This window comes from Pseudomonas triclosanedens (assembly GCF_026686735.1).
Taxonomy (GTDB): Bacteria; Pseudomonadota; Gammaproteobacteria; order Pseudomonadales; family Pseudomonadaceae; genus Pseudomonas; species Pseudomonas triclosanedens.
Window position 1 is genome coordinate 5802190 of record NZ_CP113432.1, and the last position, 15509, is coordinate 5817698.

13 protein-coding genes are annotated in these 15509 nt (G+C 65.5%); 8 read left to right on the forward strand and 5 right to left on the reverse strand.

Annotated elements, in window-relative coordinates; genetic code table 11:
- The first annotated feature begins 33 nt into the window (after nucleotides 1-33).
- A complete protein-coding gene (locus tag OU419_RS26855) occupies nucleotides 34-1932 on the forward strand; it encodes a beta-ketoacyl synthase (RefSeq protein WP_254475189.1) in 1899 nt (632 codons plus the stop codon).
- 139 nt (nucleotides 1933-2071) lie between these two features.
- Here the strand turns inward: OU419_RS26855 and OU419_RS26860 are convergent, their stop codons facing one another.
- Entirely contained in the window at nucleotides 2072-2896 is an 825-nt protein-coding gene (locus OU419_RS26860; RefSeq protein ID WP_254475309.1) for an HDOD domain-containing protein, read from the reverse strand.
- Between the two features lie 191 nt (nucleotides 2897-3087).
- On the opposite strand from OU419_RS26860, the gene OU419_RS26865 reads away from it, so the two are divergent.
- A complete protein-coding gene (locus tag OU419_RS26865) occupies nucleotides 3088-3627 on the forward strand; it encodes a type 1 glutamine amidotransferase domain-containing protein (protein WP_254475191.1) in 540 nt (179 codons plus the stop codon).
- Nucleotides 3628-3713: 86 nt separating this feature from the next.
- Nucleotides 3714-4910 (forward strand): class I SAM-dependent rRNA methyltransferase, encoded by a 1197-nt coding sequence (locus tag OU419_RS26870; protein WP_254475192.1) that lies wholly within the window; start codon nucleotides 3714-3716, stop codon nucleotides 4908-4910.
- 82 nt (nucleotides 4911-4992) lie between these two features.
- On the opposite strand, the gene OU419_RS26875 is transcribed toward OU419_RS26870, so the two are convergent.
- Nucleotides 4993-5319, reverse strand: a complete 327-nt coding sequence (locus tag OU419_RS26875; protein WP_254475194.1) for a hypothetical protein — start codon at nucleotides 5317-5319, stop codon at nucleotides 4993-4995.
- A 361-nt stretch (nucleotides 5320-5680) separates the two neighbouring features.
- Here OU419_RS26875 and ilvD point away from each other — a divergent pair, with 361 nt between their 5' ends.
- On the forward strand, nucleotides 5681-7519 hold the full coding sequence (gene ilvD, locus OU419_RS26880; RefSeq protein WP_254475196.1) for a dihydroxy-acid dehydratase: 1839 nt from the start codon (nucleotides 5681-5683) through the stop codon (nucleotides 7517-7519).
- Nucleotides 7520-7650: 131 nt separating this feature from the next.
- Here ilvD and OU419_RS26885 read toward each other — a convergent pair whose 3' ends face one another.
- Nucleotides 7651-8076, reverse strand: a complete 426-nt coding sequence (locus OU419_RS26885; protein WP_302329068.1) for a pilin — start codon at nucleotides 8074-8076, stop codon at nucleotides 7651-7653.
- 319 nt (nucleotides 8077-8395) lie between these two features.
- Here OU419_RS26885 and OU419_RS26895 point away from each other — a divergent pair, with 319 nt between their 5' ends.
- Both OU419_RS26895 and OU419_RS26900 read left to right on the forward strand, forming a co-directional pair.
- The gene (locus OU419_RS26895; RefSeq protein WP_254475198.1) at nucleotides 8396-9787 is read left to right on the forward strand and encodes a nucleobase:cation symporter-2 family protein; all 1392 of its coding nucleotides are present in this window, start codon (nucleotides 8396-8398) and stop codon (nucleotides 9785-9787) included.
- Nucleotides 9788-9836: 49 nt separating this feature from the next.
- Nucleotides 9837-10304 (forward strand): metallophosphoesterase family protein, encoded by a 468-nt coding sequence (locus tag OU419_RS26900; RefSeq protein ID WP_254475200.1) that lies wholly within the window; start codon nucleotides 9837-9839, stop codon nucleotides 10302-10304.
- Between the two features lie 184 nt (nucleotides 10305-10488).
- Here OU419_RS26900 and OU419_RS26905 read toward each other — a convergent pair whose 3' ends face one another.
- Both OU419_RS26905 and OU419_RS26910 read right to left on the reverse strand, forming a co-directional pair.
- Nucleotides 10489-11862, reverse strand: coding sequence for a GTPase/DUF3482 domain-containing protein (locus tag OU419_RS26905; protein WP_254475202.1), 1374 nt, complete (start codon nucleotides 11860-11862; stop codon nucleotides 10489-10491).
- The gene (locus OU419_RS26910; RefSeq protein WP_254475204.1) at nucleotides 11855-13240 is read right to left on the reverse strand and encodes a DUF2868 domain-containing protein; all 1386 of its coding nucleotides are present in this window, start codon (nucleotides 13238-13240) and stop codon (nucleotides 11855-11857) included. The genes OU419_RS26905 and OU419_RS26910 overlap by 8 nt, the downstream gene beginning before the upstream one ends.
- 179 nt (nucleotides 13241-13419) lie before the next feature.
- Here OU419_RS26910 and OU419_RS26915 point away from each other — a divergent pair, with 179 nt between their 5' ends.
- Nucleotides 13420-14442 (forward strand): hypothetical protein, encoded by a 1023-nt coding sequence (locus OU419_RS26915; protein ID WP_254475206.1) that lies wholly within the window; start codon nucleotides 13420-13422, stop codon nucleotides 14440-14442.
- Nucleotides 14439-15503, forward strand: coding sequence for a hypothetical protein (locus OU419_RS26920; RefSeq protein ID WP_254475208.1), 1065 nt, complete (start codon nucleotides 14439-14441; stop codon nucleotides 15501-15503). Before OU419_RS26915 ends, OU419_RS26920 begins: the two co-directional genes overlap by 4 nt.
- Nucleotides 15504-15509 lie beyond the last annotated feature (6 nt).

The window sequence follows — 15509 nt, forward strand, 5'->3', positions numbered from 1 at the left end:
ACAAGATGGACTTGCTGAAGGAGTTTCCGAGAGATGTCTCGACTACCGGTCATCGTTGGTTTTGGTGGATATAACGCTGCGGGTCGCAGCTCGTTCCACCATGGGTTCCGCCGCACAGTCCTCGAATCGATGGAGCCGGCAGCCCGCCAGGAAACCCTCGCCGGCCTCGCGGTAATGATGAAGCTGGTGAAGCACGAAGCCGGACAGTACCAGGACAGCGACGGCCAGCCGCTGACGCTCGGCGACATCGAGCAGCGCTTCGCCGAGCAGATTCGCCAGTCCACCCTGATCCGCCGCATCGAACTGCAATACCTCGACGTCGATGCCGCGCACTGCCACAAGAGCATCACCCTGGGCGCCGCCGGCAGCCCGGTAACCTTCACCACCCAGCGCAAGCAACTGCCCGAACCGCTGCCGGCCAACTGGTCGGTGGAAGAGCTCGAAGGCGGCGAAGTCCGCGTCACCCTGCACGACAGTTGCGAATTCAAAGTCGACAGCTACCGCGCGCTGCCGGTGAAATCCGCCGGGCAACTGCCCACCGGCTTCGAGCCGGGCGAACTCTACAACTCGCGCTTCCATCCGCGAGGCCTGCAGATGTCCGTGGTCGCCGCCACCGACGCGGTGCGCTCCACCGGCATCGACTGGCAGACCATCTGCGATCACGTACAGCCCGACGAAATCGCCGTGTTCTCCAGCAGCATCATGAGCCAGCTCGACGAGAACGGTTTCGGCGGCCTGCTGCAATCGCGCCTGCGTGGCCACCGCGTATCGGCCAAGCAACTGCCGCTGGGCTTCAACAGCATGCCCACCGACTTCATCAACGCCTACGTACTGGGCAGCGTCGGCATGACCGGCAGCGTCACCGGCGCCTGCGCCACCTTCCTCTATAACCTGCAGAAAGGCATCGACGTCATCACCACCGGCCAGGCCCGCGTGGCGATCGTCGGCAACGCCGAAGCGCCGATCACCTCCGAAATCATCGAGGGCTACGCCGCAATGGGCGCGCTGGCCACCGAAGAGGGGCTGCGCCACATCGAAGGCCGCGACGACGTCGACTTCCGCCGCGCCAGCCGCCCCTTCGGCGAGAACTGCGGCTTCACCCTGGCCGAATCCGCGCAGTACGTAGTGCTGATGGACGACGCCCTTGCCCTGGAACTGGGCGCCGACATCCACGGCTCGGTGACGGACGTGTTCATCAACGCCGACGGCTTCAAGAAGTCCATCTCCGCCCCCGGCCCGGGCAACTACCTGACGATGGCCAAGGCCGTCGCCGCCGCTGCCCAGATCGTCGGCCCGGACAGCGTGCGCAAGCACAGCTTCGTGCACGCCCACGGCTCCAGCACCCCCGCCAACCGCGTCACCGAATCGGAAATCCTCGACCGCGTCGCCACCGCCTTCGGCATCAGCGGCTGGCCGATCGCCGCGGTCAAGTCCTTCGTCGGCCACTCCCTGGCCACCGCCAGCGCCGACCAGTTGATCTCCGCCCTTGGCACCTTCCGCTATGGCGTGGTACCGGGCATCAAGACCGTCGACACCTTCGCCGATGACGTCTTCAAGGACCACATCAGCCTGTCCAACCGCGACGTTCGCCGCGACGACCTGGAAGTCTGCTTCATCAACTCCAAGGGCTTCGGCGGCAACAACGCCACCGGCGTGCTGCTGTCCCCGTCCGTGACCGAGAAGATGCTGCGCAAGCGCCACGGCGATGCGGCGTTCGACGCCTACCTGACCCGCCGCGAAGCTACCCGCGCCGCCGCCCGCCAATATGACGAGCAGGCAACCCAGGGCCGCTTCGACATCATCTACAACTTCGGCAACGACATGATCGACGAGCAGGCCATCGAGATCAGCGACAAAGGCGTGCAGGTGCCGGGCTTCAGCCAGGCCATCGCCTACAAGAAGGACGCCCGTTTCAGCGACATGCTCGACTGAGCCGGACCCTCGAACGAAAAAAGCCGGGCGAGATGCCCGGCTTTTCTCTGTCTGGCGCTGGCCTGAGCGCCCCCGGTTGCAGGAGCAGGCAGGCAGTCGAACGCGCGATGGCGATATCGATCCCGCAGGCGCACGCAGGTCAGTACGTACCCTGCCCCACGCCCAGTTCGAGAATGCTGCTCTTGAGGTTCTCGAAGTCGTACTCCGACAGCCCCACGTAGTCCAGCACCCGCGCACGAATGCTCTCCCATTCATGGTCTTCCGGCTGGTTGCCCAGCACCCGGTGCGAGCCACAGATGTGCTCGGCCATCTTGAGGATCGCCAGCAGGTTCTTCAGTTGCGTATCGCGCGAACTGTCGTCGCTGAAGATCGACAGCGCATTGTGATGGTTGGCGATCGCCTCGCAGACATACTCCGGCAGGCGCCAGGAGCGAGCGGTGAAATAGCCCACCACCGCGTGGTTGGTATTGAGCACACGGTTCTCGGTATCCACCACGCGGCGCTCGTCGCTGGCGCTGGCATAGGCTTCCTCCAGCACCGCCATGTAGTGAGGGAAGCGCTTGAGCATCAACGGAATGCCACAGTTGTGGAACAAGCCCAGCGCATACGCCTCATCCACCGACTCGTAGCCGATGCGCTTGGCCAGCGTCAGGCAACTCATCGCCACGTCCTGCGCCGTGTCCCAGAAGCGGTTGAGCGTGACGATGGTGTCATCGGTCATCTCGCCCTTGATCGACTGCGCGTTGATCAGGTTGATCACCGAGCGGCTGCCGAGCAGGTTCACCGCGCGCTGGATCGAGGTGATCCGGTTGGCCAGCCCGAAGAACGGCGAATTCACCAGCTTGAGCAAAGCGCCCGACAGCCCCGGGTCCTGGCTGATCAGCTTGGCGATCGCCTTCAGGTCCGGGTTGGGCATGAACTGCTCCATCTGCAGATCGACCATGATCTGCGGCTGCGGCGGCACACTGATGCCCTGCAGGGCCTGGCGGATCTGTTCGGGAGAGAGTTCCTGGGACATGGTGGACGTGTCGAAAGTTGACGGGGCGCACAGTTTACCCAGAGTGCGGCATTCTGGAACCGGCGTTTTAGACTGAACTTTCATCGGCCAAAGGGTCGGAACCTTTACACCCCAGAGGACGAAACGGGAGATTCGCCATGAGCCAGACACTCAAAGGCAAGACCGTCGCCATCCTGGTCACCGATGGCTTCGAGCAGATCGAACTGACCGGGCCGCGCCAGGCCCTGGAGAAGGCAGGCGCCGAGATTCACATCCTTTCCGACAACATCGATGAAGTACGCGGCTGGAACCACGACCAACCCGCCGACACATTCAGCGTCGACAGCACCTTCGAAGCCGCGCGCATCGACGACTACGATGCACTGCTGCTACCCGGCGGCGTGATCAACGCCGACCAGATTCGCAGCCTGCCCAAGGCCCAGGAACTGGTGAAACGCGCCGACCACGCCGGCAAACCCATCGCAGTGATCTGTCACGGCGCCTGGCTGCTGGTTTCCGCCGGGCTGGTGAAAGGCCGGACGCTGACCAGTTGGAACTCGCTCAAGGACGACATCAGCAACGCCGGCGGGCACTGGGTCGACCGCCAGGTAGTCAAGGACGGGCATCTCATCAGCAGCCGCAAGCCCGATGACATCCCGGCCTTCAACAAGCAACTGATCGAAACACTCGCCGCCTGACGCCCCAGTCGACCAAAAGCGCGCGCCCCGCTCCGGCGGCGCGCGCCGCTGCGTTATAATCGCGCTCTTTTGCCGGAGCTACCCCCATGACCCTGCCCAGCCTGCGTCTGAAAGCCAACGCCGAGCGCCGCCTGCGCGCTGGCCACCTGTGGGTCTACAGTAACGAGGTGGACGTCGCCGCGACCCCGCTGAACGGCTTCGGCGCCGGCGAGCAGGCCATCCTCGAAATGGCCAACGGCAAGCCGCTGGGCATCGTCGCAGTGAGCCCGAACAACCTCATCTGCGCACGCCTGATTTCCCGCGAAACCAAGCACATTCTCGACAAATCCCTGCTTGTTCACCGCCTGAACGTAGCACTCAGCCTGCGCGACCGCCTCTTCGACAAACCCTTCTACCGCCTGGTCTATGGCGACTCCGACCTGCTGCCGGGCCTGGTGGTGGACCGTTTCGGCGACGTGCTGGTGGTGCAACTGGCCTCGGCCACGATGGAAAAGCACCGCGACGACGTACTCGCCGCGCTGCTGCAAGTGCTCAAGCCCAGCGCCGTGCTGTGGAAGAACGATTCCAGCGCCCGTGACGCGGAAGGTCTGGAGCGCTACGTGGCGAACGCCTACGGCGACGTTCCGGAATGGGTCGCCCTGGAAGAGAACGGTGTGAAGTTCGAAGCTCCGGTACTGGCCGGCCAGAAGACCGGCTGGTTCTACGACCACCGCATGAACCGCGCACGCCTGGCCCCCTACGTAAAGGGCAAGCGCGTACTCGACCTGTTCAGCTACATCGGTGGCTGGGGTATCCAGGCCGCAGCCTTCGGCGCCAGTGAAGTGATGTGCGTGGACGCCTCCGGCTTCGCCCTCGATGGCGTGGAACGCAACGCCACCCTCAACGGCCTGGCCGAGAAAGTCGCCTGCGTGGAAGGCGACGTATTCGACGCACTGCGCGAGCTGAAGGCAGCCGATGAGCGCTTCGACGTGATCGTCGCCGACCCGCCCGCCTTCATCAAACGCAAGAAGGACCTCAAGAACGGCGAAGCCGCCTACCGCCGCCTCAATGAACAGGCCATGCGCCTGCTGTCCAAGGACGGCGTCCTGGTCAGCGCCTCCTGCTCGATGCACCTGCCCGAGGACGACCTGCAGAACATCCTGCTCGGCAGCGCCCGCCACCTCGACCGCAACATTCAGCTTCTGGAGCGCGGCGGCCAGGGCCCGGATCACCCGGTACACCCGGCGATCCACGAAACCCGCTACATCAAGAGCCTCACCGTTCGCCTGCTGCCCAACGGCTAAGGCTGAGCGGCACGAAAAACGGGGCGCCTCCCGACGGGAGCGCCCCTTTTTTCAATCCATCGCCGCAAAGCGCAGCATGGCTTCACTTCGGCGGCAGCAGCGAATCCGCTTCGCTGATCGTCGCCTTGCCCGTGCTGCGCTGGAACAGGCACAGCTCGCGCCCCTCCTTCCCCTTCATGTGCGCCTGCGCGCCCTTCTGCGAATACCGGCCACCGATCATCAGCGCCGTGTAGCCGACGCTGTCATCGAACAGCACCGGCGCGCCCAGTATCTTCTTGTTCTGCAGATGGCTCAGGGCCAGGCAACTCTCGCGCTGCAGCTTGTCCTGAGCCTGCCAGGCCCCGTCCGACGAGGCTTGCACGGCGCCGGCGAAAAGCGCGGCGAGCAGGGCGATCCGGGAAATCCTCATGCGAACCCTCCAGTGGGCAGGAAGAAATGGCAACCCTGAGGGCTACCGGCTTCAGCACAGTCTATACGCCCCCGACCGCCAGCCTTCCCCTCGCCAGCAGGCACGGCGTAGAATCCGGGCATTCCTGCCATTTATCCCCCGGCGGGCCTGTGAGCCCCGGCCAGGCAGGCGGTGACCCCGCCACGCCCCGCGCCGCAACGCCCATGCAAGGCTATCTGCTGTTTGCATCCGGTGCGTACCGCGCTCACGATACGAATTCAGAGTCCGCCAGGGTCTCGCCGGCCAGCGCCACCCGCTGAACGCCGCCGCAACCAAGACCCGCAGCGACTCCCCCGAGACCTGATAGCCGCAGGAACGTGTCATGCCCGATTACCGCTCGAAAACCTCCACCCACGGCCGCAACATGGCCGGCGCCCGCGCCCTGTGGCGCGCCACCGGGATGAAGGACGAAGACTTCAAGAAACCGATCATCGCCATCGCCAACTCCTTCACCCAGTTCGTGCCCGGCCACGTGCACCTGAAGGACCTGGGCCAACTGGTCGCCCGCGAGATCGAAAAGCACGGCGGCGTGGCCAAGGAATTCAACACCATCGCCGTGGACGACGGCATCGCGATGGGCCACGACGGCATGCTCTACTCCCTGCCGAGCCGCGAGATCATCGCCGACTCCGTGGAGTACATGGTCAACGCCCACTGCGCCGACGCCATCGTCTGCATCTCCAACTGCGACAAGATCACCCCCGGCATGCTGATGGCCGCCCTGCGCCTGAACATCCCGGTGGTATTCGTCTCCGGCGGCCCGATGGAAGCCGGCAAGACCAAGCTGGCCAGCCACGGCCTGGACCTGGTCGACGCGATGGTGGTTGCCGCCGACGACTCCTGCTCCGACGAGAAAGTCGCCGAGTACGAGCGCAGCGCCTGCCCCACCTGCGGTTCGTGCTCCGGCATGTTCACCGCCAACTCCATGAACTGCCTGACCGAAGCTCTCGGCCTGTCCCTGCCGGGCAACGGTTCGACCCTGGCCACCCACTCCGACCGCGAACAACTGTTCCTGCGCGCTGGCCGCCTGGCCGTCGAACTGTGCCAGCGCTACTACGGCGAAGGCGACGACTCCGTACTCCCGCGCAACATCGCCAACTTCAAGGCGTTCGAGAACGCCATGACCCTCGATATCGCGATGGGCGGTTCGACCAACACCATCCTGCACCTGCTGGCCGCCGCCCAGGAGGCGGAAGTGCCGTTCGACCTGCGCGACATCGATCGTCTGTCGCGCAAGGTTCCGCAACTGTGCAAGGTGGCGCCGAACATCCAGAAGTACCACATGGAAGACGTGCACCGCGCCGGCGGCATCTTCTCCATCCTCGGCGAACTGGCCCGTGGCGGCCTGCTGCACACCGACGTGGGCACCGTGCACAGCCCGAGCATGGCCGACGCCATTGCCGAATGGGATATCACCCAGACCCAGGACGAGAAGGTCCACACCTTCTTCAAGGCCGGCCCCGCCGGCATCCCCACGCAAGTGGCGTTCAGCCAGAGCACCCGCTGGGACAGCCTGGACGATGACCGCGCCGAAGGCTGCATCCGCAGCGTCGAGCACGCCTACTCCCAGGAAGGCGGCCTGGCCGTGCTGTACGGCAACATCGCCCTGGACGGCTGCGTGGTGAAAACCGCCGGCGTGGATGAATCCATCCACGTATTCGAAGGCACCGCGAAGATCTTCGAAAGCCAGGACGCCGCCGTGAAAGGCATCCTCGCCGACGAAGTCAAACCGGGCGATATCGTGATCATCCGCTACGAAGGCCCGAAAGGCGGCCCGGGCATGCAGGAAATGCTGTACCCGACCAGCTACCTGAAGTCCAAGGGCCTGGGCAAGCAGTGCGCCCTGCTCACCGACGGCCGCTTCTCCGGCGGCACCTCCGGCCTTTCCATCGGCCACGCCTCCCCGGAAGCCGCCGCTGGCGGCGCCATCGGCCTGGTACAGGACGGCGACAAGGTGCTGATCGACATCCCCAACCGCAGCATCAACCTGCTGGTGAGCGACGACGAACTCGCCGCCCGCCGCGTCGAGCAGGACAAGAAAGGCTGGAAACCGGCCCAACCGCGTGCGCGCAAGGTAAGTACTGCACTGAAGGCTTATGCGCTGCTGGCAACCAGTGCGGATAAGGGTGCGGTGCGGGATAAGGCATTGCTGGAAGGGTGAGCTCATTGAGCTAATAAAAAGCCCGGCAGACGCCGGGCTTTTTAGTGAGATAAATTTTAGTCAACAGTCCACCAAAGTAAAAACCCCTAACTTTACAAGCAAGGGGTTTACTTTAAACATCGAAGCAACTATCAACGACACCCGGATGGAAGGGTATTATTCTTAGACAAGCCGGTGCACTTCCAGCTAGCAATCTGGTTTTTTGCAGCATTCAGCGTTGGAGTCAAAGTCATTGTTTGACCATTCAGGGCGCCAGAATCAAACTTCACACTTATAATCCCGCCACTCGTAACACTGGCGCTCTTAGCCTTGAAATACTTCCCCTCAAGGTCTTGGGCTGCAGCAATGGTATCTGTCGTCGCCGTCAAGGATCCTGCATTTGCGGTGTCGACAGCTACATCACCCTGGATTCCCGCCGTCGCCTGCAATGCCTCGACAGCCTGGGAGCGAGCCGTGTAATCCTGATATGCCGGGAAGGCAATCGAGGCCAGAATACCGATAATCGCAATTACGATCATCAGTTCGATAAGGGTAAAACCCTTCTGCATACTTTTCATATCGATTCACCTGCTAGTCATTAAGTTGTCTTTCCGACATTCACCAGAACATTCACAAAGAACACCGGATAACTTCATTTAATGACTCGCAGAAAACTCATTTAAGTCGGATTATTCCTCCCAAGACGTGGAAAATTCCGATGCACTTTATTTTCATAGACAACTCCAAAAAACTCTGACTCAAGCTGTCACCTCATATATAACTTCCTATCAGTCGCTGACAATTACCGTCACCCACTCGTCATCCCTTGCGTCGCGGCACTGTCCCGCGTGGCGTCTGGCCAGTAAAATCGCGCTCTTTTTTCCCGGACCGCCGCCCATGAGCTCCCTCAACGAACCGTCCACCGCCAAGGATCAGCCCGACCTGGTCTACGGCCTGGAAGACCGCCCGTCCCTGCCCATTGCCTTGCTGGCTGCGCTGCAACACCTGCTGGCGATCATCGTGCCGATCGTCACCCCCGGCCTGCTGATCTGCCAGGCGCTGGGCGTTTCGCCGCGCGACACCAACCTGATCGTGTCGATGTCGCTGGTCATCTCCGGCATTGCCACCTTCGTCCAGTGCAAGCGCTTCGGGCCGTTCGGCGCGGGCCTGCTGATCGTCCAGGGCACAAGCTTCAACTTCGTAGGCCCGCTGATCGCGGGCGGCGCGCTGATGGTGAAGAACGGCACGCCGGTGGAAGCAGTGATGGCGGCGATCTTCGGCGTGGTGATGGCCGGTTCCTTCGTGGAGATGGGCGTATCGCGCATCCTGCCGTTCGTGAAGCGCCTGATCACGCCGCTGGTCACCGGCATCGTGGTGCTGATGATCGGCCTGACGCTGATCAAGGTCGGCCTGATCAGCATGGGCGGAGGCTTCACCGCGATGGGCAACGGCACCTTCGCCAACGGTGAAAACCTGCTGCTGTCCGGCCTTGTTCTGGCGATCATCGTCATCCTCAACCGCATCCCGGTGGTATGGATGCGCAGCGGCGCGATCGTCATCGCGCTGGCCGTGGGCTACGCGCTGGCCGGTTACCTGGGCCGCCTGGACTTCACCGGCATGCACGAAGCGCCGATGTTCCAGGTGCCGGTCCCGCTGCACTTCGGCCTGGGCTTCTCCTGGAGCCTGTTCATCCCGATGCTGGTGATCTACCTGGTCACCTCGCTGGAAGCCATCGGCGACGTCACCGCCACCAGCAAGATTTCCCGCCAGCCGGTGGAAGGCCCGCTGTGGATGCAGCGGATCAAGGGCGGCGTGCTGGTGAACGGCGCCAATTCGCTGCTGGCCGGCCTGTTCAACACCTTCCCCAGTTCGGTCTTCGCGCAGAACAATGGCGTGATCCAACTCACTGGCGTGGCCAGCCGTCACGTTGGCCTGTGGATCGCCGCGATGCTGATCGTGCTCGGCCTGTTCCCCAGCGTGGCCGGGGTGATCCAGGCCGTGCCGGAGCCGGTGCTCGGCGGCGCGGTGATGGTGATGTTCGGCGCGGTCGCCGCATCGGGCATCAACATCCTCGCTGGCACCCACCTGGACCGCCGTGCGCTGCTGATCATCGCCGTCAGCCTGGCGCTGGGCCTGGGCATCTCGCAGGTGCCTGAGTTCCTTGCGCACATGCCGCATGCCATCCGCAATGTGCTGGAGTCGGGCGTCGCTACGGGCGGCATCTGTGCCCTGCTGCTGAACTGGTTCCTGCCCGAGTCCGAAGCCGCCAAGGCCTCGCACAACGAGTGATCCCGCCAAGACGCCACCTCCGGGTGGCGTCGTCGTTTATGCTCCGCGCATGAACACTTCACTGCGCCTCGGCGTGATCGCCGACACCCACGGCCTGCTGCGCCCGGAAGCGCTGGATGCGCTGCGCGGCTGCGAGCGCATCCTGCACCTGGGCGACATCGGCCCCGCATCCCTCCTCGACCGGCTCCGCGAGCTGGCGCCGCTGGATGTGGTGCGCGGCAACAACGACACCGAGGACTGGGCCAGCGAGTTGCCGGAAACGTTGCTGCTGGAGCTGGGCGGGCTGCGCCTGTACCTGATTCATGACCTCAAGCAATTGGCCATCGACCCGGTAGCCGAACGCATTGACCTGGTACTTGCCGGGCATTCGCACAAACCACTGAACGAGCGGCGCAACGGGGTGCTGTACCTGAATCCCGGCAGCGCCGGGCCGCGGCGGTTCAAGCTGCCGATTGCGTTGGCGATTCTGACCGTGAGCGAGGGTATTGCCGCGGTGGAGATGGTCACGCTCGTCTGAGCGCGTTCGCGAGCAAGCTCGCTCCTACAGGGAGCATCGTCGCTTGTGCTTGCCCGCCCCCTCCCAGACAGAGAGGGGGCAGTCGTAGGGCGCATAACGCGCCAGCGTTATCCGCCGCACGTTTGCCGGCGGATAACCTGTTCCAGGTTATGCGCCCTACGGACCTATAGCATTCGCGCGGCGCTTACGGCTCGAGCAGATGCGTGGCCAACTGCGCCACCGCCTCCTGCCGCTCGCTCTTCTCGCCGCGCCGGCGGCCATTGAGAGCCGACCACTCCGGATGCGCACGCGCCTTGCGCAATGCCTCGGGCAGCTTGCCCTCGCGCCACTGCTTGTCTTCAGGCGACTGCACCTGGATCGCTTCCACCGCCGCATGCCCGCGCGTCTGCAGGGCCGCCAGCAATTGCCGCTGCCGCAGTGCCAGCAGGCGCAGCACGCTGTCGTCCACCGACAGCTCGCGGCTGCCCTTGAGCTTGCCGAGCAGGCGCTGGCCGTAGTGGCCGACGGTCTGCCAGGCGCCGCCAGCGAGCGCGCCGAGCGCAGTCGCCGCGCCGAGTGTGAGGCCGCCCACCAACAGGTCGATCCCCGCCCCCGCCGCCGCGCCAGCCGCAACGCCGCCACCCAGGCGGATGCCGAGCTGACGCAAGGTTTCCGGGTTGAACAGGTCGTCACCCCAGCGCCCGTCCAGCAATGGCAGGTCGGCGGCGCGGGCGTCGTCCTTGCGGAAGGCGTAGAGACTGAGCAGCGCCTTCACGCAGGCGTCTTCGCGCTTGCGCACCTGGTCGCGTAACGCTTCGGTGGCGGCGCGCACGGCGGCATCGCCGGCCGGCACCAACTGGCGGCAGGCGGCGACATCCACCAGCAGCTCGGCGATCAACCGCGCACCGGCTTCACGGCGGGCAACGGCCTGGGCTTCATGATCAGCCACCAGGCGGTCCAGTTGCGGCCGCGCGCGCTCCAGCAGCAGCGCGAGGCTTTCGTACAGGCGCCGCTCACCATCCAGCGGCGGCGCCACGCTGTCGAAGCGCACCAGGGCATGCAGGCCAAGGCGTGACAGCGCCTCGCGCCATTGTTCTTCGCGGTGCTGCGGGCTGGCGACGAAGTTGAGCACCGGCAGCAGCGGCCGGGCGCAGGCGGCGAGCACCGCCAGTTCGTCGCGGTACTTGGCGAGCACCGGCTCGCGGGCGTCGATCACGTAGAGGCCGGCGTCAGAGGCCAGCAACTGGCGCAGTACCTTGGCTTCCTGCTCGAAGCGGCCACGGGCTTCGCTGCCATCGAGGAAGCGGCGCAGCTTTTCCGGGCCGTCCAGGCGCTCACCCGGGCGTTCCAGGCCGTCGAGGAAGTCGCGCAGGGCGATGGCATCTTCCAGGCCGGGGGTGTCGTAGAGTTCCAGCAGCGGCTCGCCATCCACCGACAGCCGCGCGCCCTCCACGTGGCGCGTGGTGCTGGGACGATGGGAGACCTCGCCGAAGCCGACATCGCGGGTCAGCGTGCGCAACAGGGAGGTCTTGCCGACGTTGGTGTGGCCGACAACGGCCAGTTTCAGTGCATCAGTCATGCCCGGTCTCCAGCCAGCCCAGCGGCGATGCCGAGGTGTGCGGCAGTTGCAGGCGTTCGATGGCGGCGTGCCAGTCGCCCAGGCGGTCGGCGTCCAGCGCTTCGCCCGGCGGCGCCTGCAGCAGCCAGACGCGCGTGGCGGCGGCGCAGCGGGACAGCTCGGCGATCAGCGCCAGGGTGCCGCGATCCGGCGAGCGGCGTGGGTCGCAGGCAATCGCCAGGCGCGCCGGCGGGTAGCGGGTGAGTTGCTCCAGCAGGCGGCGACGCTGTGCGCCATCGTCCAGGTCGCCCGCATTGGCCACGCCAGCCGGCAGCTTCGGCGGCCAGTCGGGCCGGTCGAGCAGTTCGATGGAAACCAGCAGAGCGCCGTCAGCGGTGGACGCCGGGGCCTGTGCCTGCGGCTCAATCAGCTCGTCCGGCGCGGCATCGCTGACGCCCAAGCGCTCGCTGGCCGGCATCAGGCGCTCACGCAGCAGCGCGTAGCCGGGCAGCGATACGTCCAGCGCCAGGCTTGCGCGGCCGCGCTTCCAGTGCCACAGGCAGAGCAGCCAGAGCGCGCCGCGCAGCAGCACGCCGTAGACCAGCAGGATACCCACCAGCCAGCCCGCCCAGGCATGGCGCGCGGCTTCGTTGGCGACCAGGGCGTCGCCACTGGCGCGTACCAGTTCGGCATCCGGCTGCGGAAAGCCGAGCAGCGCCGGCAATGCCCCAAGGCCGTGAGTGAGGGCGATGAAGGTGTCGCCGCCGAGGATGGTGGTTTCCCAGACGAAGCCGTAGCGCCGCGTCGCCAGCAGCGCGAGCATCACGCCCAGCGCGCTGCTCAGTGCCGCCAACCACAGGCCGTGGACCAGCAGGCCCAGCGCCCAGCGAGTGAGTTTCCGGCGGTCGAGCAGGACCAGCAGCGCAGGGGCGAGCTGTGCTGCATGGGCGTCGCGGGCGAGCTTGCCGCTCAGCCACAGCCACAGGCGCCCGAGCGCGCCCGCCGCTTCGCCGCCGGCGAAGAAGGCCAGGCCCCAGCCAACCAGGGTGATGAGGTGCAGGCCGAGCAGGCTGGCCAGCGCCCAGAACACATTCACCGGCCGCAGGCCGTCGCCCAGAGCCGCCAGGGCCAGGCCGCCGCCGGTGAACAACGCCAGCGCCAGCAACACGAACAGCGCCAGCCGCGCCCCCTGGGTCCAGGTATGCAGGGCGCTGCGCTGGCCATCGCGTTCGGCCAGCAACAGGGCACGCCGTTGCAGGCGCTGCGCAAGATCGCCGCCAGCGACGATGGCGCGGCGGTTGGCTTCGCTGTCTTCCAGCGGGCCGGCCTGCTCCTCGCGCAAGCGCACGGCTTCGCACAGCCACAGGGATTCAAGGGCGGAAGCGGGGGTCTCGCTCACAGGGTCTCCGACACTCGGTACTGACCCGGAAGCATAACCGCTGAGCGCGCCGCCGTCCGCCCGAGGCCGCCGGTAACACCCTCCGGCGTCAACCAAACCAAGGAAGGGCTCACGCCGGGACCGGGCGGGCTCAGACTCACCGGACAACAACGCCTACAAAAACAAGAATGAGGCCCGCCATGCTGCGCTCTCTGCTCAGTGCCCTGCCCCTGCTGCTCGCCGCCGCCAGCGCAGCGGCCGTCGAAACGCCGCCGGTACGCCCCTCCGACTGGGGCCCCGATACGCCACTGATGCAGGCGGTACCGCCACGCCAACTCGACGCCAGCGTCAGCGCGCGGCAGTCCGCCAGCAACACGTCGAAGCTGTGGATAAGCCAGACCGACTTCCGCCTGCATGACGACATCGGTTTCTTCATCCGCAAGATGCTGATCCAGATGAGCCCCAACGGTCCGCAAGGCACACCGCTGCTGCTCGACGATCCCACTTCGATGGTCGCGCGCATCGAGTCCGGCGATATCTTCGTCGCCGACGCGACCCTGGCCACCCTGCTCAACGAGGAGCTGCGCAACGCCGGCGCACCGGTGCGCAACCTGGCGCTGAGCACCCGCGCCGATGCTCAGGAGGTGAACGGCGAGCTGCTGCGCAAGGGGCGCTGGCGGCCGCTGCGGATGGTCACGGACATCGAGCAGGCCGGGCCGCTGAAAGTCGCGCTGGTGCCTAAGCGGATCTTCGTCGATGGCGTGGATGTCACGCCGTCGCTGACCGCCGCTTCCATCGAGATGTCCGAGGTACTGCAACTGCACACCGCGCACATGCAGTTGGTCGGCAACCGCATCCTGGTCGACCTGGACGGCCTGTTCCCGCCGCCGCGCCTGGACTTCGCCGTCAGTAGCCTGAAACTCGCCGACGGAGGGATGGACCTGCTGCTGGGCAGCGACCTGGCCGCCCTGAAGTGGCCGCAGTTGAACGCGCCGAAGAGTTATATGTTCGTCGAAGGCGGCGACATCAAGATGGCCCGCACCATCCTGGTCAAAGCCTACGCCCTGTTCACCAGCCTGAGCCCGGACGCTCCGCTGCTGTTCAATCTCTACGACTACCGCAGGCAATTGCAGTACGGCGAAATCCGCCTGCGCGAGGACGGCATGGTGCATATCGCCGTATCGCCCGTGAAGGCCCCGGCGCCGCAGGAGAAAGCCCTATGAGAGCCATCATCGCCGCGCTGCTCGGCCTGGCCGCAGCCACGCAGGTACACGCCGACAGCGCCATCGACCGCCAGCAGCGAGAGCTTGGCGTGCTGCGCCAGGGCTGGTACCAGCAGACGCCGCCCGCCGCCGACTACAAGGCCACCCGCCCCGGCAGCCTGCGCGACTCCGGGCAGGATGGCGTCGGCCTGTTGCTGCACAACGTGGACATGTATTTCCAGGACGGCATCGGCTTCCACAGCCCGGAGCTGAAGGGCTGGCTGGTGCCGCTCAAGGCTGGCGAACCGGTGGACTTCGACCGCCCGCAGGACATGCGCATCGAGGTCTCCGAAGGTGAGGTGATCCTCAGCCCGGAGCAACTTTCCAACCTGTTCAACCAGCACATCCTCGCCTACCCCGAAAGCATGCTGCGCGACTTCAGCCTGAGCGTGGACGGCGACCGCCTGCTGGTGTCCGGCGAGGTGCAACCGCTGGGCATCGGGCCGTGGCTGCCGCTGCGCCTCTCCGGCACGGTGAAGCTCGACGGCGACAACCTCGACTACCGGCCCGACAGCGTGAAGGTCCTCGGCGTGCCCAGCTACGGCGCCATGAGCCTGGTCGGCCTGCGCCTGGATTCGCTGGTGAGCCTGGAGCGCCCCGGTGCGAAGCTGGAAGACAATGTGATGCACCTGAACTACCACAAGGTGTTCCCGCTGGTGGGCATCGACGGCCAGGTGGAGTCCAGTTGGCTCGACGCCAAGGGCCTGCACCTGAAGTTCGCGCGCAAGCCCGGCGCCCAGGCGCTGGCCTTCGCACCGCCACTCCAGGCAGGGCCGTCGTACATCTGGCTGCAATCGGGCGACCTGAAGATCTTCGAAATCCTCATCACCTATTCCCAGGTGCTGCTCAAGGCCGAACAGCCCGACCAGCCGCTGGCATTCAACCTCAAGGACTATCGCAAGGTGCTGGCCAGCGGTATCACCCAGGTCAACGAGGACGGCACCTTCTTCATGCGCGTTCCGCCGGCCGGTCCCGCAGGCGGAGTTCGGCTGGTATCCTCTGGCAACGGGAGTTCCCGCTGATGTTCA